The following is an 18,128-nucleotide window of genomic DNA, read 5'->3' as shown; positions in this document are numbered from 1 at the left end:
ATTAACCAAATTAAAAATATAATACGTTAATTGTCTTTCTTAAGATCCTGTTAAGATTTACCTGCTTAAATGGCTCCCATATAAACAAGCTTATGTCTTATTTGGAGAGACTGATGATGAAAAAATTACCTTTAATTGCGTTAATTTCTGCACTTGTAGCTGCTCCTGTTTTTGCTACTAATGGTGGTTTTGCAGGCCCTGGAGCCGTCACCACAACATCACCTCAAAATATTCAAGGTGGTTTTTCTGGGCCAAATAGCAGTGAAACGACCGTTGCTAAGGCTTTAGAACTTTCTGACGATAGTTGGGTGATTTTACGCGGTAATATTGTCAAACAGCTGGACCATAAACATTATGAATTTACTGATGGCACTGGCACTATTACATTAGAAATTAGCCGAAAACGTTGGAATGGTATTAATGTGACGCCCACGGATAAAGTTGAAGTGAGCGGTAAAATTGATAAAGACTGGAATTCAAGAGAAGTGGAAGTTAAGCAAATACAGCTCATTAAATAAATTCTATTCATAAAATTATTTTCTTTCATGCATTGTAAGCAACTTCAATGCATGAAAGGTACCAACGTATTTACCTATCTCGCAAAAACCATCATACCAAATACCAGCATGTAAATCTGCCTGATACTAATTACACTCACAACCCAAATAGCCTATTCAACCGAAAGATCATTAGTGCTAAATTGACTAAAATTTAATGTACAAATGGGGCTGTTAATGACAACAAAACAACCGCAGTTAAGGAATATTAAAGAGAAACTTCTGTCCGACAATTGGTATATTTTGAAAAAATATACTTATGAGCTACAAAGAAGAGATGGCAGCTGGCAACAGCAAGAACGTGAAGTTTATGACAAGGGCAATGGCGCCGTAATTTTGTTATACAATAAAATTAAAAATAGTGTCATTTTAATCCGCCAATTCCGTATGCCAATGTATGTCGGTGGCTATCAACATTTATTGATTGAAGCTGCCGCTGGGCTACTTGAAGATGCCTCCCCAGAAGAGCGAATTATTGCTGAAACTGAGGAGGAAACAGGTTTTAAAGTCGACAAAATAGAAAAAGTCTTTGAAGCTTTTATGAGCCCTGGCTCAGTCACCGAGAAACTCTATTTTTACATTGCGCAATACGATGAAAATAACCGCAGCAATGATGGCGGTGGGCTTATAGAAGAAGGTGAAGACATTGAAGTCCTAGAATGGCCATTCCCTAAAGCCTTAGAAGCTATAAAAACGGGTGAAATTATCGATGGTAAAACCATTATGTTGATACAACACTTAGCATTAAATTCTATTTTGAAATATTAGTCTTGATAAGACTCTCAAAATTCAATCAACTTTTGAGAGCCTATCCTTCATAAATATGCGTTATATCCTGCTTTAAGAGCTATAAAAAGTAAGTAATACTTTCTAGAAAGAATTAATCTTAGTCATGATATGAAAAACTAAAATAGCTTAATAATGTTTTTTAAAAGCCTATTTTAGTCAAATGTGAACAGACAGAATTATTCACATCAAATAGCTCCAACTATCCATTCAAAATAAATTGTATCTTTAATTAATAGACTAAAAATATTTATTGGTTATAAATTTTTTATTTTTTGCTCTATGTCGACACGACGAGCTGCATTTTCAATTAAGCTCACATCTAAATAAATATTAATTTTTTGTCGAGTATAATTTATATTATACTTCTTTTAAAAAAACATCTATAAAATAGATGTTTTTCTGAATATAAAAATATCATTAGATGTCGTTAATTCAACAAGTTGTCGACTAATACGCTCCCACGTGTTGATAAACACTTTCAATTCAAGAACGTTCTGAACTGAGTTATTCAATTTACTAGATTTATTCAACATCTTGTTCGTTGTAAAAATAAGTAATTGCATTTTCTATCAAGTTATATGCGCAGTCTTAAATTACTTATTTTGACTATTTAACCAATATATTTCCAGTCCTCATTTAGGGTAAACCCTGTTAAGTTTTAAACTATGACTTACCTAAAATTTTACATTAATAAAAAATAATTTTTATATGAAAAAGAAAGAATGATGGATATTTTAATATTAAATCGCACAACAAGAAAATCAACAATACGTTAACAGTTTTATTATTTGTTTTTTCTTGAATCACCACTCCCAAAAAGACCATCACAATAAGATTAAAGATCAATTTAATTCAAAACTAGAAAATTAAATCAATAATACTTTTGACCTTAAAGCTAAAACACTTTAAATTTAAAGCTATATTAAATTTATATCTCATCATTTTAAGAGTCTTACTTTAATATATATGAATATCGAAGAGCTGTTACATATTTCTAAACGTCATTAAGGAGCTGAATAAAATGATTCGTTGTGTTCGTATGTGGACAGGAGAAGATGGGAACTCTCTGTTTGAAGAAGGCACGCTAGAGCTTGAGGGCGTTGCTAGAGGAGACAGCCAAACTCCAGTCATTGCTGTTAATGAACTCACCTTTCGTGAAACTGTTTCTGGTGGCTCTTGGGACTGGCACAAAGACCCTGTTCCTCGTTATGTCATCACACTTTCAGGCACTTTAGAATTCGAAACGAAAGATGGTTCTAAATTTATTATCAATCCAGGTGATATTTTACTCGCCCAAGATAATACAGGAACAGGTCATAAATGGCGACTTATCGGTGATGAGCCATGGCGTCGTGCTTATGTTGTGTATCAAGAGGGCACAGGTTTGTGCTTCACTCCAACAAAAAAATAGAGGCCCTTATGAATAAACCGATTACTGAAAATGTCGATATTGCTCTCATCGGCGCAGGTATTATGAGTGCAACCCTCGGTACATTTCTTAAAGAATTAGAACCTTCCTTGAAGATTGCTGTTTTTGAAAGATTAAATGATTGCGCCCAAGAAAGTTCCCATCCGTGGAATAATGCAGGAACAGGTCACGCCGCTAACTGCGAAATGAACTATACGCCACCAAATCCTGACGGTACTGTGGATATCAGCAAAGCCCTTGAAGTTAACACAGAATTCGACTTATCACGTCAACTATGGTCGTATCTTGTCACGAAAGGAAAAATCAAGAATCCACGTGATTTTATTCATCCTTGCCCACACATGAGCTTTGTTTCAGGAGCCGATAACATTAAATTCCTGCAACAGCGTTTTCGTCAAATGTCTGCCCATCACTGTTATCACAATATGGAATATAGTGATGATTTGAAACAGATCGCCGATTGGGCTCCACTCATTGTCGAAGGCCGTGATCCACAAGAGCAAATTGCGGTTACCCGTGTCATTACCGGTGCTGATGTAGATTATGGTGCATTAACGCACCTTCTATTTGCCCAGCTCAGCGAACAAGCTGATTTTTCTCTACATTACAAACATGAAGTGATCGATGTTAAACAAGCCAAAGATGGGCGTTGGAACGTAGAGGTGAAAAACTTAGTCACTCACGAAAAACAGATCACCTCAGCAAAATTTGTATTTGTCGGTGCCGGTGGTCGTGCTATCGAGTTACTACAAAAATCAGGTATTCCTGAAGGTAAAGGGTATGGTGGTTTCCCAGTCAGTGGTATTTGGCTGCGTTGCGACGATGAAAAAATTTCAGCTCGCCACCATGCCAAAGTCTATGGGAAAGCAGATAAAGGCTCCCCACCAATGTCAGTTCCTCACTTAGACACCCGCATTATTGGTGGAAAACGCTCATTACTATTTGGCCCCTATGCAGGTTTTTCCAGTAAGTTTTTAAAACATGGTTCTTATCTTGATTTATTCGAGTCTATTCGCCTCGACAATATCGAACCTATGTTAGCTATAGCGAAAGATGACTGGTCATTAGCAGAATATCTTGTTGGGCAAGTATTACAAACCTCCGGCCACCAGTTTGCCATGTTGCAAAAATTCTACCCTGATGCACAACATGAAGATTGGAAAGAGGTTGTTGCTGGTCAGCGAGTGCAAATTATTAAACCTGATAGTACTAAGAAAGGCGTTTTAGAGTTTGGTACAGAGTTAATCACTAGCGCTGATAAATCATTCACCGTATTGATGGGTGCCTCACCAGGTGCTTCAACGGCCGCATTTATTGCATTAAATGTGCTAAAAACGTGTTTTGATAACCAACTCAAAGCAGATGGTTGGGAAGCTCGCCTGAAAGATATTATTCCAACTTATGGAATTGATTTAAAACAGGATGCGAAAACGTGTTTAGATATTCGAACCGCAACCGCTAAAGTATTACAGTTAGATAACTAGCTATTTAATAGTTGGCTCTCAAGTTTTAAGAGCCAACTATTTTTAGAATAAGATCACCCTAAAGCCGGGGTTCAAAAATGATTCTCGTGGCGTATAATCAAGCGTTTTTCCATTCCAATCAATAACTTTAGCACCAGCACCAATAGCAACAGCATGACCTGCAGCAGTATCCCATATATTGGTAGGTCCAAAACGTGGGTAAAGCTGTGCTTTTCCTTCAGCCACTAAACAAAATTTCAGTGATGAACCAATTTCTACCGTTGTATGTTCACCCATTTGTTGTAAATAATCCATCAATTCACGATCTTGATGAGAACGGCTAATAACAATCACAGGTGGTTTGCCATCATAAACTTGGATTTGTTGCTTATGACCGCCTTCTTCTTTCCATGCTTGTTTTCCTTCGGCATAGTAAAGAAGCCCTTTAGCTGGAGCATATACCACCCCCATTACAGGTACACCATTTTCTATTAACGCAATATTAACGGTAAAATCCCCATTGCGATTAATGAATTCTTTCGTACCATCTAGCGGGTCAATTAACCAATAACGTTGCCAATTTTGTCTCACAGACCATTCAGGGGGGGCCTCTTCAGAAAGTTGAGGAATATCAGGAGCTATACGTGTTAAGCCCGCGGCAATAACCTGATGTGCGGCAATATCGGCTTCAGTCACTGGGGAATCATCACTTTTATGATTAACCTGTAATGGTTCTTGAGCATTATAGGTTTCCATAATTGCATAACCCGCTTCCTGAGCTAGTTCACAAATTTGTTGTAGCATTTTATTCACCTCTATCCCATCATCCTTTACTGCAAGAGTAGCAATTGTGTGAAATTTACGCCATAAAAAATGCCTTATCGTTCAAAAAGCGACAAGGCATTAATTCAAATATAAATTTTATTAAATGAAACTATAAAATTTCAAGTAATTCAACTTCAAAGACTAATGTACTAAATGGCGGGATAGATGCACCTGCCCCACGCTCACCATATGCTAATTGGTGAGGGATATACAGCTCCCATTTAGAACCTACAGGCATCAGAGTTAATGCTTCAATCCAACCAGGAATTACACCACTTACTGGGAATTCAGCAGGTTGCCCGCGTTGAACTGAGCTATCAAATACTGAACCGTCAATTAAACGGCCAGTGTAGTGAACACGAACACGGTCGGTACGTGCTGGAATAGCGCCATCGCCTTGATTGATAACAGAGAATTGCAAACCAGATTCAGTGGTCGAAACCCCTTCACGTTTTTGGTTTTCATCAAGGAATTTTTGACCTTCTTCCACCAATGCCGCCTGACGTTCAACACGAACGGCATCTGCACGCTCATGAATTTCACGTAGCGCCTTATGCAGAGTCTCAACAGGCACAGATGGCATATTGCCTTCTAGAGCATCAACAAGACCAGCTAAAATAGCATTCGGTACTAAACCTTCTAGCCCTGATTCTAATAATTGCTGACCAACTTGTAGACCAATACCATAACTCGCTTGAGCTTCTACTGAATCGAAATCTTGGTTTGCCATGAAAATACCCATATGGTTTTTGAGAAAAAACCAAGAATAGCAGCCTCACCGCTATGGGTAAACCTAAACGGTGGATATAAATAAGAAAACAGCTTGATCACCGTTAAATTTATTCAGCGTTCTCTGAAAAATAGAACCTAGCACTTAAAATACAATAAAAGAATGCTAGTATGCGTATAGATACGGCCTATTACTCATTACCTCATCAAGGAGGAGTGATGTTTAAACTTTCAAAATTTCATCGCTATGCTATTGCCATTGTAGCCCTGATCGTAGTAGTGGCATTTTTTTGGCCTGCGAGCGATAACTCCTCTGACAAAATCGCTCAAAACCAGCCTATTATCATACCACCACCTACATCACCTGAAGTACCTCCTGAGCCAATCACCAATTTGCCTATACTGGAGCCTGAAAATTCGGTTGAAGGAACCACGCCTCTTTTACCTTCTGAGCCTGAAATTATTCCAGAGCCTATTGAGCCTTCACCAACCGAGCCAACGACGACACCAAAAGCAGAAGAGCCTAAAACAACACGCCCTTCCGCCAATGAGTGGCAAAATTACCGAGTGCAAAAAGGTAAAACCCTTGCTCAGCTGTTCCGTGATAATAACCTGCAAGCTAATGACGCTTTTATTATGGCCAAAGTTGAAGGTATAGAGAAACCGTTAAGTAATTTACATCAAGGCCAGAAAATTCGTTTGAAAGCCAATACTAAAGGGGAGGTTCAGCTATTAGAAACAACAGCCTCTGATGGAAAAAGCTATAGTTTTGCACGCTTGAGTGACGGGAGTTATTACCGAACGCCATAGAACTAATGTCATGATAGATAACCCCTTGCCTGACAGCGCTATCTAACAATTAAACTTAGTATGCGATACATTGATCAACAAAAGAATCTTTAATCAACGGCAATCAGGCAATAATGGGGGCTCCAAAAAGCAAAAAACACCGGACTTAGCCGGTGTTTTTCATTGCACCACGGATTAATCAGCGGTGCATACCATCATTATTGATTACTCAGCAACGATGATAACGTTCAGCTCTGCGAAAACATCGCTGTGTAACTGGAAGTGAACTTCATGGTCACCAGTAGTACGCAGAACGCCATTTGGTAGGCGAACTTCGCTTTTCGCAATTTTAACGCCAGCCGCAGTGATTGCGTCAGCGATGTCACGAGTACCGATTGAACCAAACAGTTTACCTTCGTCACCAGCTTTAGAAGCCAGAGTAACAGAACCCAGAGCAGTAACAGCTGCTGCACGAGCCTGTGCTGCTGCCAGAACTTCAGCTAATTTAGCTTCCAGTTCAGCGCGGCGAGCTTCGAAGAATTCGACGTTTTTCTTAGTTGCAGGAACAGCTTTGCCCTGTGGTACTAAGAAATTACGAGCATAGCCCGATTTAACGTTAACCTGATCACCCAGGCTACCTAGGTTAGCTACTTTATCAAGCAGAATAACTTGCATTACCTTATCCTCTTAAGTCGTTAATGGACTGTACCAATTACTGATGACGATCAGTATATGGTAACAGAGACAGGTAGCGAGCGCGCTTGATAGCACGAGCGAGCTGGCGCTGATATTTTGCACGAGTACCAGTGATACGGCTTGGTACAATTTTACCACTTTCAGTGATATAGTTTTTCAGCGTTGCGATATCTTTATAGTCGATCTCTTGAACGCCTTCCGCTGTGAAACGGCAGAACTTGCGACGACGGAAATAACGTGCCATATGGCTAGTCTCCAGAATCTATCAAATCAATCTGCTCGGCATGGAGGACAATCTTGCTAATTCCATTGCGACCCTGATGGGTACTAATGAAACCGCTTACTTTAATCCAACTGCCGACCGTTATACTGTGAGTATGAGCTTGTAAGGTTTGCCCGCTGGCTATAATGGGCATTCTGCACCATGCTTGCCTTGACAGTCCGGCTTCCAGCTGTTGTGAACGATGTTCTAAAACAAACTGGCAGTGAGGAATGCCTGACGGACTCACTTTTCGAATCAATGCTTTACAGACTGTGCCTGTGAGCACCAAACGATTAGTGGTCACCTGCGCAATTACTCTTCAGAATCCCCAGTTTCTTCTGCTTCTTCATCCTGATATTCATCAGAAAGGTCACGGCCACGACGTTCGTCTTTAGCTTTAACCATTGGAGAAGCTTCTGTTACTGCGTGTTTTAAGCGCATAACCATGCTGCGGATAACGGCATCGTTGAAGCGGAAGTTAGTTTCCAGCTCATCAATCGCTTCCTGCGGCGCTTCTACGTTCAGAAGAACATAGTGTGCTTTATGCAGTTTGTTGATTGGGTAAGCCAGTTGACGGCGGCCCCAGTCTTCCAGACGGTGAATCTGACCTTGTGCGTTAGTGATAACTGCACTGTAACGCTCGATCATGCCCGGAACCTGTTCGCTTTGGTCAGGATGGACCATAAAAACGATTTCGTAATGACGCATTAGTAGTTGCTCCTTACGGATTATTAGCCTCCTGTCTGGGTTAACCGCGGCCCGCGGAGGCAAGGAACTTATTGAGTGCGGCTAAAAAATTGACGCGTAACTATACCCATCCCTGAGATAAAACTCAAGAGATGGATGCAGTTTCGCCACAAATATTATTTTTCTGTTGTGACTAAGCGCTGGCGAACGGCTTCAAATAAACAGACGCCCGTCGCCACAGATACATTGAGTGAGGAAACAGAGCCTGCCATTGGGATACTAATCAGCTCATCGCAATGTTCGCGTGTTAAGCGGCGCATTCCTTCACCTTCTGCGCCCATCACTAAGGCAATTGGCCCTGTTAACTTGCTTTGATACAAGTTGTGATCCGCTTCACCTGCCGTTCCAACAATCCACACATTATATTCTTGCAACAAACGTAATGTTCTAGCCAAATTCGTTACTCGAATAAGTGGAACATTCTCTGCGGCGCCACAGGCAACTTTTTTTGCAGTCGCATTCAATTGGGCAGATTTATCTTTCGGCACAATGACCGCATGAACGCCCGCAGCATCAGCGCTACGTAAACAGGCCCCTAAATTATGAGGGTCTGTCACGCCATCAAGCACTAATAAAAAAGGTGATGGTGTAGTTTCCAGTAAATCAGGCAAATCACCTTCTTGGTACTGTTTGCCCGGTAAAACTTTCGCAATAATCCCTTGGTGAACCGCCCCTTCAGTTTGGCTATCCATCCATTGACGATTAGCGACCTGTACCACGACACCTAGCGCTTCAATTTCATGCACCAGTGGCATTAATCGACGGTCTTCACGGCCTTTTAATATATAGACTTCTTTAATGCGTTGTGGTGAACGCTCAAGTAGGGCTTTCACAGCGTGAATGCCATAAATCATTTCGCTCATAAATTTCTTATGTATTGATAGAAATAGTAAAGTGGCGCGTTTACGCCACTTTCGTTAATAAACAAAGTATTGTCGCTAAAATGATTATCCCTCTTGCTTTTGGGATTTCTTAGCAACGCGTTTAGCTTTCAGCTTAGCGGTAATTTTCTTGGTTTTATCGGAAGGCTTTTTGCTTTTTCCTTTACCTTTAGTCTCTGATTTAGTGTCTGGTTTAGCATCGCCTTTTTTACCTTTTTTCTCGGAACGACGAAATGCTGAATCAGGTTCGAAGTTTTTATCCTTACTCGCATCGCTTTTTTTATTACGAGCAGAGCGAGTCGCATTTTTAACGTCTTTTTTCATTTTATCCCGAGCCGTTTTCCCCGGGTTTTTCGCTTTACGCGTTGTCGAAATCAACGCAAAATCGATAGTGCGTTCATCCATATGAACCGCTTCAACGCGAATTTCCACTTCGTCACCAAGGCGATACGTGGTACCTGATGACTCGCCAATTAAGCGCTGACCAACAGCATCATAACGGTAATAATCGTTATCCAAGGTTGAAATATGGACTAAGCCATCAATGAACAGGTCATTAAGGCGTACAAAGAAACCAAAACCAGTCACACTTGTGATTAAACCGGTAAATGTTTGACCGACTTGGTCTTGCATGAAGTCACACTTCAACCAATCAGCCACATCACGAGTCGCTTCATCAGCGCGGCGCTCCGTCATTGAACAGTGCTCACCAAGTTGTAGCATACTGTCCATATCCGAGTGCCATCCTCCGGTTTCTGTCCAGCGCTTATCTGAATGGCCATGTTCCTTAGCCAACAAATATTTAATCCCACGGTGTAACGTCAGGTCAGGATAACGACGAATTGGCGATGTAAAGTGCGCGTATGACTTCAAGGCTAGCCCAAAGTGGCCACGATTTTCAGGATCATAAATCGCTTGTTTCATTGAACGTAAAATCATGGTTTGCAGTAATTCATGTTCAGGGCGTTCAGCCACTTCATTCATGACTTGCGCATAATCTTTCGGTTCAGGTTTCATTCCCCCAGGCAGAGTCAATCCTAATTCGCTGAAAACAGAGCGTAAATTCATCACACTTTCTTCTTTAGGACGATCATGCACACGGTATAACGCAGGCTCTTCATTTTTCTCAACAAACCGAGCCGCCGCAATGTTAGCTAAAATCATGCATTCTTCAATCAATTTATGTGCATCATTGCGCTCAACGGGTTCGATACTTTCAATACGGCGCTCCGCATTAAAAATAAATTTTGCTTCTTCAGATTCAAAAGAAATCGCGCCACGCTCAATACGTGCGGCATCAAGTGCTTTGTATAATTGATGCAAGTGCTCAATATGTGGCACTAATGCTTTATAGTGTTCACGCAGCTCTTCATCCCCTTCCAAGATTTTCCATACTTTTGTATAAGTTAATCTTGCGTGAGAGCTCATAACCGCTTCATAGAATTTGTAGGAAGACAGTTTTCCTGATGCAGATACCGTCATTTCGCATACCATACACAGGCGATCAACATCTGGGTTTAGTGAACACAGGCCGTTTGATAGTACCTCTGGTAACATGGGGACCACTTGTGATGGGAAATACACGGAGTTACCACGGCTACGTGCTTCTGTATCCAGCGCTGTTTGTGGGCGAACATAGTAGCTCACATCGGCAATTGCCACCCATAAACGCCAACCTCCCCCTTTCTTGGGAGCACAGTGTACCGCATCATCGAAATCTCGAGCATCTTCACCGTCAATAGTGACTAACGGTAAGTCGCGTAAATCCACGCGCCCTTTTTTCGCAGACTCAGGGACATGTTCACTTAGGTCAGCCACTTGTTTTTCAACTTGTGGTGGCCATGAATGAGGGATTTCATGGGTACGCAAAGCAATTTCGACCGCCATGCCTGTTCCCATTGTTTCACCTAATACCTCAATAATATTACCCACCGCTTGAGAACGACGTTGTGGACGAGTCACTAATTCCACGACCACCACATTCCCCATACGAGCACCGCAAGTGCGGTCTTTTGGGATCAAAATATCAAAACTCAAGCGACTGTCATCAGGTACAACAAAACCCATACCCGACTCGAGGAAATAACGGCCAACAATTTGATTGTTTCTTGGCTCTAACACGCGCACAACGCGAACCTCTGTACGCCCTTTACGGTCTTGTCCATAGGGTTGCGCTAAAATAACATCGCCATGCATTGCACGCTTCATTTCGTCTTGAGATAAATAGTAATCTTCTTTTTTACCTTCAACGCGTAAGAAACCATAGCCATCACGATGGCCGATGACTTTACCCTTTAATAAATCTAAGCGCTCAGGCAATGCGTAACATTGGCGGCGAGTAAAAACTAATTGGCCATCACGCTCCATCGCTCTTAATCGACGGCGCAAAGCTTCTAATTCATCTTCACTAGATAGGTTCAATAATTGTGCGATTTCTTCACGATTGGCTGGTGCTGTACGCTTCGAGATAAGATCAAGAATATACTCTCGACTTGGAATTGGGGACTCGTATTTTTCTGCTTCTCTTTCCTGAAAAGGATCTTGTGACATCGTTACCTCCGTTGTCATCAGAATTCATAATTACTGCAAATGCTAATCAAGCAGTAATTGATAGAGCGGGCTGTTATCTTTCACCATGTCCGCCAGCGTATATTGATCAAGTTCTTGTAAAAACTGCTGTATTGCTTGGTGTAGCACACCTTTCAAACGACATGCAGGAGTAATGTGACAAAACTCGCCACTACAATTAACAAGGGTTAGGGGTTCTAGAGCTCTAACAACATCCCCTATACGAATAGATTCTGCTGGCTGGCCAAGGGTAATCCCGCCATTTTTGCCACGGGTGGCTTTAATATAACCAAGGTGACTGAGTTGGTTAATAATTTTAACCATATGGTTACGAGATACACCATAAACTTCTGTGACCTCAGTAATACTGGTCATCTTCCCCTTCCCCAGAGAAGCCAGATAAATTAGCGCTCGTAGTCCATAGTCTGTAAAACTCGTTAGTTGCACAATCACCTCAAAATTTTGGCTTAACGCTTTGGGCCACAAAACGATAGACCGAAAAAATATGACTCATTTTAAAATGCATGTTTCCTATTTTGAAGATAGAAACCGGTATCTTATGTACAAAATATAGCATGCAAATAAATTATATGTTCTTGACTACAGTTTAGCGTATTACTCAAGTCAAATATGCACTTAATTGCACAAAATACACACAGAAAATCCACTTTTATCAATTATTATGCGGATATTATTTAAAATTTGGAATGTTTTATCAAAGAAGATGTATTGCAAGGCAGGAACATAGACAAGATAAAGAAAGACAGCGCCTATATTAGGCGCTGTGAATTATCATCATGCAACGTCAAATGGGTCACGTAAGATCATGGTTTCTGAACGGTCTGGACCGGTTGAGATAATATCAACAGGGATACCCGTTAATTCTTCAACCCGCTTGATGTAATTCAGAGCTGCTTGTGGCAGTAAATCTCTTTGTTTCACACCAAAAGTAGTTTCTTTCCAACCTGGCATTGATTCATAAACTGGTTCTAAGCCTTCCCACTCATCGGCAGCTAATGGTGTAGTTTCTAACACTTTACCATCTGGACGGCGATAACCAACACAGATTTTAACCTCTTCTAAACCGTCTAAAACATCCAGTTTAGTCATGCAAAAACCTGACAGTGAGTTAATCTGTACGGCACGATTAATTGCGACGATGTCTAACCAACCAGTACGACGTTTACGACCTGTCGTCGCACCAAATTCTTGGCCTTTCTCACGCAGGAATTCACCGGTTTCATCAAAAAGTTCTGTTGGGAATGGGCCTGCGCCAACACGTGTTGAGTAAGCTTTAATGATACCCAATACATAGTTAACATAACGAGGACCTAAACCAGAACCCGTTGCAACACCACCCGCTGTCGTATTTGAAGAGGTCACATACGGATAAGTACCGTGATCAATATCTAACAACGTACCCTGCGCACCTTCAAACATAACTAATTCATTCTTCTGATTTGCTTTATATAGCAGATCAGAAACATCAATTACCATGCCGGTCAGGATATCAGCAACAGCCATAATATCATCTAGCGTTTTTTGGTAATCAACCGCAGGTTCTTTATAATAATGAACAAGTTGGAAGTTGTGATATTCAACGATTTCTTTTAATTTTTCGGCAAACGTAGCTTTATCAAACAGATCGCCAACGCGCAAACCACGACGTGCAACTTTATCTTCATAAGCAGGACCAATACCACGACCCGTTGTCCCAATCGCTTTGGAACCACGTGCTTTCTCACGCGCATTATCTAACGCAATGTGATAAGGCAGGATCAGTGGGCAGGCTTCAGAAAGACGTAAACGTTCCCGAACAGGAACACCACGGTCTTCCAATTCTTTCATCTCTTTCATTAATGCGTCTGGCGCTAAAACGACACCATTAGCAATGATGCTGACGACATTTTCACGAAGAATACCGGATGGAATTAAGTGGAGAACGGTTTTTTCACCGTTTACAACAAGAGTATGGCCAGCATTATGGCCGCCCTGATAGCGAACTACGTATTTAGCACGCTCTGTCAGCAAGTCAACGATCTTGCCCTTCCCTTCGTCACCCCATTGGGTGCCCAGTACGACAACGTTCTTACCCATTTTGAAATACACTCGGTTGCTTAAAAATGAATTCTACCATCAAAAATGAACTCTTCCAGTGATATTTTGGTATTACAAAATTTTTTTTCTGGAAAGCAAGTAAAATGGTATTTTTATTTCTGCCGTAAGCTCAAAATGAATGCAATCAGTTGAGCAGCTAAAATTTTCCCTGAAAAATCCTACACTTAAAACGACAGGCGAAAAAAAGCCCACCGAAGCGGGCTTTTCTTTAATAGATTAGCAGTTATTTTACTAGGTTGCACGCAACTTAGTTTATTAACTAATCAATCCGTTGCACGAAGCTTAGTTGGTGCTTTCATAAAGCGGAAGAAGTCAGTGTCTGGGCTAAGGACCATCACGTCATCACCACTCTTGAAGCTTTGCTCATATGCACGCAAGCTACGAATAAAGGCATAGAACTCTGGGTCTTGGTTAAATGCATCGGCAAACAGTTTCGTTGCCATTGCATCACCTTCACCTCGGTAAGTTAGAGCTGTACGCTCTGCTTCAGCCAGAGTTTCCGTAACTGTTTTATCTGCAACAGCACGGATTTTCGTTGCTTCTTCTTGACCTTGTGAACGGTGCTGACGCGCAACGGCTTCACGCTCTGCACGCATACGCGCATAAATAGCCTCAGAAACTTCATTTGGCAGTTCAATACGCTTAATACGTACGTCAACGACTTCAATACCTAATGCCGCCATACTGTTTGCATTCACAACCAGTGGCTTCAGGTTAGTTTCCTCTTCAACACGTTTTGCGGCATCCGCAATCGCTGCATCCGCTTCTTTGGTTGCATCGTCAGTTGCTGTACCTTTGTTCAACGCATCGCGAACATCAATAGTCAAACGACCACGTGAGTCAGTAATGATATCTTTCACGCTTAAGCGACCAAACTCCGAACGTAAACGGTCACTAAATTTACGTTTTAACAGGGTTTCCGCTTGGAATGGATTACCACCGCCGGTCGCTACATAGTAACGACTGAAATCAGTAACGCGCCATTTCAGGTAGGAGTCCACCATTAAGTCTTTGTTTTCACTTGTCAGATAACGGTCAGCTTGAATTTCCAAAGTCTGAATACGTGCATCCAACATTTTCACAGTTTCAATAAATGGAACTTTGAAATGCAGACCCGGCTCATAAATGATCGGTTTGTTTTCAGAATCACGCAGAACCTTACCAAAACGCAAGACAATACCGCGGTCAGTTTGAGGAACAATAAAGATAGATGCGTATGCAATTGCCAAAATGGCAACAACGATAACAATTAGCGATTTACGCATGATTATTGTCTCCCTACTCTAACTGCATCACCACGAACAGTATTGTTTGGCTGTGCTGGTGTTGCGCCATAAGATGACGAATTATTATTTGGTGTCGCCATTCTTGCTGACGGGCTCACTTTCGGTGCCTGTGCACCTTCACCGTTGTTACGCATAATCTGATCAAGCGGCAGCACTAACATACTGTTGCTCTTATCGTTAGCGATAACTTTACGAGTATTGCTCAAAACGCGCTCCATCGTATCAATATAGAGACGTTCACGAGTAATTTCAGGTGCTGCACGATACTCAGGTAACATTTTCGCAAAGCTTGCGACCTCACCCTCTGCTTTAAAGACCACACTCGCTTTGTAAGCTTCGGCTTCTTCAATCAGTCGTTGTGCGTTACCTTTCGCCAGTGGCAGAACTTCATTTCGATAAGCATGTGCTTCTCGAATAGTTTTTTGCTCTTCTTCCCTTGCGGCGATTACGTCATCGAATGCGGCTTTAACATCTTCAGGCGGACGCGCTGCTTGGAAGTTGACGTCAAGTAATGTGATACCCATTTTATATGGTGCAATCGTTGCTTCGAGCTCTTTTTGTGTGACATCACGGATAAAAGCACGATTCGTAGTCAATACTTGCTCCATGGCTGATTGACCAATCACACCACGCACTGCACTATCCAACGCCTGACGCAGACTGTTGTCTGGGTTAGTGACGCTAAATAAATATTGTGCAGGGTCAGTAACACGATACTGAACGTTCATTTCAACGCGAATCACGTTTTCATCTGACGTTAACATCATGCCATTGGTAGCTTGTTCACGAACCGTTTCTACGTTAACTGGAATAACTTTATCAATAAAAGTTGGTTTCCAGTTCAGACCCGGCCCTACAATACCACTGTATTCACCAAAACGTAAAACTACGCCACGGTCACTTTCTTTAATGGTGTAAAAGCCTGAGCCTGCCCACACGACAACAATAGCTGCCAGAGCTAACATGCCTAAACGGCCGCTAATTTGTGATGGTTGCTTGTTATCACCGTCACCGCCGCCTTTGTTTCCACCAAGCTTACTGCCTAGTTTACGAAAGAGATCGTCGAGATCATAAGCCCCACGTTTTCGACCACCTTTGTTCCCGCCAGAGTTGCCGCCTTTATTGCCGCTTCCCCACGGATCGCGGTCTTGTCCGTCATTACCGGGCTGATTCCACGCCATGTTTTAGCTCCATTCTTTATGATTGATTTTCAGGGCTAAGAGCGATAGGGCTCTTAATATCAATTCCATCGCCTAACTACATTATTAAACAACGTAGTCAGGTAAGTGCTGCTCTTGTTTACACAAACGCCGCCAATCCACCATTGGCATACGCACCTCAAGACCGATTGAGCCGTCATCCTCCAACCATTCACGTTCGATAGATTGAAGTTGATAAAAACGACTACGTAAACGACCTTCATTTGGTGGTAAACGCAATTCAACATGTGCGATTTCACCTGAAAGGCGTTCCGTCAGTGCTTGCAGCAGCAATGGGATACCATCACCCGTTTGTGCTGAAACCCAAACACGAACTGGCTTGTTATCCTCATCTCTGTCAATACGCGGGATAAACTCCTCCAGCATATCAACTTTGTTCATCACTAAAAGTGTTGGTATTTCATCCGCTTCAATTTCTTCCAACACGCTTTCAACCGCATGAATATTTTCATCCAAGCGATTGTCAACTGCATCGATAACGTGCAGCAATAGTGTCGCTTCACGTGTTTCTTGCAGGGTTGCTTTAAATGCTGCAACCAAATCATGTGGTAAATGACGGATAAAACCCACAGTATCCGCAAGTACCACGACACCAACATCATCGACATCAATACGACGAAGTGTTGGATCAAGTGTTGCAAATAGCTGGTCAGCAGCATAAACATCAGCGGCCGTCATCCGGTTAAATAAACTGGATTTGCCGGCGTTGGTATAACCAACGAGAGAAATTGTCGGAATATCCGCTTTATTTCTCGCCTGACGCCCTTGTTCACGCTGTTTTTCTACTCGGCTAAGCCGCGATAAAATTTGTTTAATTTTATCCCTTAATAGCCGACGGTCAGTTTCAAGCTGAGTTTCACCGGGACCACGTAAGCCAATCCCGCCTTTTTGCCGCTCAAGGTGCGTCCACCCTCTCACTAAGCGAGTTGATAGGTGCCGTAATTGAGCTAATTCAACCTGAAGCTTACCTTCATGCGTACGCGCACGTTGAGCAAAAATATCTAAAATTACCCCTGTACGGTCAACCACCTTACATTGGCAAATCCTTTCGAGATTACGTTCCTGAGCAGGGCTTAACGTATGGTTGAACAACACCACGTCCGCACCACTTTCTTCAACGGCTTGAGCTATCTCTTCAGCTTTCCCTTCCCCAACAAAAAACTTTGGATGAGGTGCTTTACGACTGCCCGTGACTATTTGTACTGGCTTTACCCCAGCAGATGTCACAAGTGACTCAAATTCTGCCAGATTATCAACATCTTTTTCTTGAGAAAAAAAGACATGGACTAATACAGCTAGTTCACCACCTTCATACCTATCAAACAAGGTGTAACCTCTTAGGCTAAACAATAATCGCAAAGGAAAAACACAGGTACAGTCTCCCTACCCATGCTTTCCTTGTTTTTTAGCGTACAAACTTACTCAGTTACTTCGCCATCTTGCGCAGCAGGAGCACCTGAATGGAAGTTACCATTACCTGTGCTAGTAGCTGTACCACTATGGTGAGAAACAGGACGAGCAGGGACAACAGTCGAGATAGCATGCTTATAAACCATCTGGCTAACTGTATTTTTTAATAAAATGACAAATTGGTCAAAAGACTCAATTTGCCCCTGCAATTTGATGCCATTAACGAGATAAATAGAGACCGGAACCCTTTCACGACGTAATGCGTTCAGGAACGGATCTTGCAAAGATTGCCCCTTAGCCATTCTATGTTTTCCTTATTTTGTTGTTTTTAAATGAGAATCTTTTAGATTCCAAAAAGT

General features: G+C 41.8%; 19 protein-coding genes. 5 read left to right on the top strand and 14 right to left on the bottom strand.

All coding sequences use genetic code 11. The features are described 5' to 3' along the window. The first annotated feature begins 116 nt into the window (after positions 1 to 116). The 4 genes from ACLPIE_RS09090 to mqo all read left to right on the top strand — a co-directional run bounded on the left by ACLPIE_RS09090 (position 117) and on the right by mqo (position 4,259). Positions 117 to 518 (top strand): YgiW/YdeI family stress tolerance OB fold protein, encoded by a 402-nt coding sequence (locus tag ACLPIE_RS09090; RefSeq protein ID WP_430261421.1) that lies wholly within the window; start codon positions 117 to 119, stop codon positions 516 to 518. 216 nt (positions 519 to 734) lie between these two features. Beyond that, complete coding sequence (locus tag ACLPIE_RS09085; RefSeq protein ID WP_430261298.1) at positions 735 to 1,325, top strand: NUDIX domain-containing protein; 591 nt, start codon at positions 735 to 737, stop codon at positions 1,323 to 1,325. A gap of 1,042 nt (positions 1,326 to 2,367) precedes the next feature. Continuing rightward, complete coding sequence (locus ACLPIE_RS09080; protein ID WP_430261296.1) at positions 2,368 to 2,757, top strand: cupin domain-containing protein; 390 nt, start codon at positions 2,368 to 2,370, stop codon at positions 2,755 to 2,757. 8 nt (positions 2,758 to 2,765) lie between these two features. Continuing rightward, positions 2,766 to 4,259 (top strand): malate dehydrogenase (quinone), encoded by a 1,494-nt coding sequence (gene mqo, locus ACLPIE_RS09075; RefSeq protein WP_430261294.1) that lies wholly within the window; start codon positions 2,766 to 2,768, stop codon positions 4,257 to 4,259. Positions 4,260 to 4,301: 42 nt separating this feature from the next. Here the strand turns inward: mqo and cysQ are convergent, their stop codons facing one another. Both cysQ and ACLPIE_RS09065 read right to left on the bottom strand, forming a co-directional pair. After that, positions 4,302 to 5,042 (bottom strand): 3'(2'),5'-bisphosphate nucleotidase CysQ, encoded by a 741-nt coding sequence (gene cysQ / locus ACLPIE_RS09070; RefSeq protein ID WP_430261292.1) that lies wholly within the window; start codon positions 5,040 to 5,042, stop codon positions 4,302 to 4,304. A gap of 130 nt (positions 5,043 to 5,172) precedes the next feature. Continuing rightward, positions 5,173 to 5,793 carry a peptidylprolyl isomerase gene (locus ACLPIE_RS09065; RefSeq protein WP_430261290.1) on the bottom strand — a complete coding sequence of 207 codons (621 nt, stop codon included), beginning with the start codon at positions 5,791 to 5,793 and terminating at the stop codon, positions 5,173 to 5,175. Positions 5,794 to 6,011: 218 nt separating this feature from the next. Between ACLPIE_RS09065 and ACLPIE_RS09060 the strand changes: the two genes are divergently transcribed. Further along, positions 6,012 to 6,602, top strand: coding sequence for a LysM-like peptidoglycan-binding domain-containing protein (locus ACLPIE_RS09060; protein ID WP_430261288.1), 591 nt, complete (start codon positions 6,012 to 6,014; stop codon positions 6,600 to 6,602). Between the two features lie 204 nt (positions 6,603 to 6,806). Here the strand turns inward: ACLPIE_RS09060 and rplI are convergent, their stop codons facing one another. The 12 genes from rplI to hfq all read right to left on the bottom strand — a co-directional run bounded on the left by rplI (position 6,807) and on the right by hfq (position 18,071). Then, the gene (gene rplI, locus ACLPIE_RS09055; protein ID WP_430261286.1) at positions 6,807 to 7,256 is read right to left on the bottom strand and encodes a 50S ribosomal protein L9; all 450 of its coding nucleotides are present in this window, start codon (positions 7,254 to 7,256) and stop codon (positions 6,807 to 6,809) included. A 37-nt stretch (positions 7,257 to 7,293) separates the two neighbouring features. Beyond that, a complete protein-coding gene (gene rpsR / locus ACLPIE_RS09050; RefSeq protein ID WP_000135199.1) occupies positions 7,294 to 7,521 on the bottom strand; it encodes a 30S ribosomal protein S18 in 228 nt (75 codons plus the stop codon). Between the two features lie 4 nt (positions 7,522 to 7,525). Beyond that, positions 7,526 to 7,843 carry a primosomal replication protein N gene (priB, locus tag ACLPIE_RS09045; protein ID WP_430261284.1) on the bottom strand — a complete coding sequence of 106 codons (318 nt, stop codon included), beginning with the start codon at positions 7,841 to 7,843 and terminating at the stop codon, positions 7,526 to 7,528. Positions 7,844 to 7,851: 8 nt separating this feature from the next. Then, a complete protein-coding gene (rpsF, locus tag ACLPIE_RS09040) occupies positions 7,852 to 8,247 on the bottom strand; it encodes a 30S ribosomal protein S6 (RefSeq protein WP_430261420.1) in 396 nt (131 codons plus the stop codon). A gap of 155 nt (positions 8,248 to 8,402) precedes the next feature. After that, entirely contained in the window at positions 8,403 to 9,149 is a 747-nt protein-coding gene (gene rlmB / locus ACLPIE_RS09035) for a 23S rRNA (guanosine(2251)-2'-O)-methyltransferase RlmB (protein ID WP_430261282.1), read from the bottom strand. A gap of 84 nt (positions 9,150 to 9,233) precedes the next feature. Beyond that, on the bottom strand, positions 9,234 to 11,717 hold the full coding sequence (gene rnr / locus ACLPIE_RS09030; protein ID WP_430261280.1) for a ribonuclease R: 2,484 nt from the start codon (positions 11,715 to 11,717) through the stop codon (positions 9,234 to 9,236). Positions 11,718 to 11,759: 42 nt separating this feature from the next. After that, a complete protein-coding gene (gene nsrR / locus ACLPIE_RS09025) occupies positions 11,760 to 12,182 on the bottom strand; it encodes a nitric oxide-sensing transcriptional repressor NsrR (RefSeq protein WP_430261278.1) in 423 nt (140 codons plus the stop codon). A gap of 348 nt (positions 12,183 to 12,530) precedes the next feature. Beyond that, a complete protein-coding gene (locus ACLPIE_RS09020) occupies positions 12,531 to 13,832 on the bottom strand; it encodes an adenylosuccinate synthase (protein ID WP_430261276.1) in 1,302 nt (433 codons plus the stop codon). Positions 13,833 to 14,116: 284 nt separating this feature from the next. Continuing rightward, positions 14,117 to 15,118: a protease modulator HflC gene (gene hflC, locus ACLPIE_RS09015; RefSeq protein WP_430261274.1), complete on the bottom strand. Its 1,002-nt coding sequence runs from the start codon at positions 15,116 to 15,118 to the stop codon at positions 14,117 to 14,119. A gap of 2 nt (positions 15,119 to 15,120) precedes the next feature. Then, positions 15,121 to 16,320 (bottom strand): FtsH protease activity modulator HflK, encoded by a 1,200-nt coding sequence (hflK, locus tag ACLPIE_RS09010; RefSeq protein ID WP_430261272.1) that lies wholly within the window; start codon positions 16,318 to 16,320, stop codon positions 15,121 to 15,123. An 84-nt stretch (positions 16,321 to 16,404) separates the two neighbouring features. Then, on the bottom strand, positions 16,405 to 17,685 hold the full coding sequence (gene hflX, locus ACLPIE_RS09005; protein ID WP_430261270.1) for a ribosome rescue GTPase HflX: 1,281 nt from the start codon (positions 17,683 to 17,685) through the stop codon (positions 16,405 to 16,407). 92 nt (positions 17,686 to 17,777) lie between these two features. Further along, on the bottom strand, positions 17,778 to 18,071 hold the full coding sequence (gene hfq, locus ACLPIE_RS09000) for an RNA chaperone Hfq (RefSeq protein ID WP_430261268.1): 294 nt from the start codon (positions 18,069 to 18,071) through the stop codon (positions 17,778 to 17,780). Between the last annotated feature and the right edge of the window lie 57 nt (positions 18,072 to 18,128).

Origin of the sequence: Providencia sp. Me31A (genome assembly GCF_050487165.1) — a bacterium.
Taxonomy (GTDB): domain Bacteria; phylum Pseudomonadota; class Gammaproteobacteria; order Enterobacterales; family Enterobacteriaceae; genus Providencia.
The sequence above is the reverse complement of the archived record's forward strand: the minus strand, read 5'-3'. Positions and strand labels throughout refer to the sequence as shown.

Bases quoted from the DNA above. Each gene is read 5' to 3' on its own strand.
- rpsR (WP_000135199.1), bottom strand. From the start codon at position 7,521: ATGGCACGTTATTTCCGTCGTCGCAAGTTCTGCCGTTTCACAGCGGAA.
- rplI (WP_430261286.1), bottom strand. From the start codon at position 7,256: ATGCAAGTTATTCTGCTTGATAAAGTAGCTAACCTAGGTAGCCTGGGT.
- ACLPIE_RS09060 (WP_430261288.1), top strand. From the start codon at position 6,012: ATGTTTAAACTTTCAAAATTTCATCGCTATGCTATTGCCATTGTAGCC.
- hflK (WP_430261272.1), bottom strand. From the start codon at position 16,320: ATGGCGTGGAATCAGCCCGGTAATGACGGACAAGACCGCGATCCGTGG.
- mqo (WP_430261294.1), top strand. From the start codon at position 2,766: ATGAATAAACCGATTACTGAAAATGTCGATATTGCTCTCATCGGCGCA.
- rpsF (WP_430261420.1), bottom strand. From the start codon at position 8,247: ATGCGTCATTACGAAATCGTTTTTATGGTCCATCCTGACCAAAGCGAA.
- ACLPIE_RS09065 (WP_430261290.1), bottom strand. From the start codon at position 5,793: ATGGCAAACCAAGATTTCGATTCAGTAGAAGCTCAAGCGAGTTATGGT.
- cysQ (WP_430261292.1), bottom strand. From the start codon at position 5,042: ATGCTACAACAAATTTGTGAACTAGCTCAGGAAGCGGGTTATGCAATT.
- ACLPIE_RS09080 (WP_430261296.1), top strand. From the start codon at position 2,368: ATGATTCGTTGTGTTCGTATGTGGACAGGAGAAGATGGGAACTCTCTG.
- rlmB (WP_430261282.1), bottom strand. From the start codon at position 9,149: ATGAGCGAAATGATTTATGGCATTCACGCTGTGAAAGCCCTACTTGAG.
- ACLPIE_RS09085 (WP_430261298.1), top strand. From the start codon at position 735: ATGACAACAAAACAACCGCAGTTAAGGAATATTAAAGAGAAACTTCTG.
- rnr (WP_430261280.1), bottom strand. From the start codon at position 11,717: ATGTCACAAGATCCTTTTCAGGAAAGAGAAGCAGAAAAATACGAGTCC.
- hflC (WP_430261274.1), bottom strand. From the start codon at position 15,118: ATGCGTAAATCGCTAATTGTTATCGTTGTTGCCATTTTGGCAATTGCA.
- ACLPIE_RS09020 (WP_430261276.1), bottom strand. From the start codon at position 13,832: ATGGGTAAGAACGTTGTCGTACTGGGCACCCAATGGGGTGACGAAGGG.
- hfq (WP_430261268.1), bottom strand. From the start codon at position 18,071: ATGGCTAAGGGGCAATCTTTGCAAGATCCGTTCCTGAACGCATTACGT.
- ACLPIE_RS09090 (WP_430261421.1), top strand. From the start codon at position 117: ATGAAAAAATTACCTTTAATTGCGTTAATTTCTGCACTTGTAGCTGCT.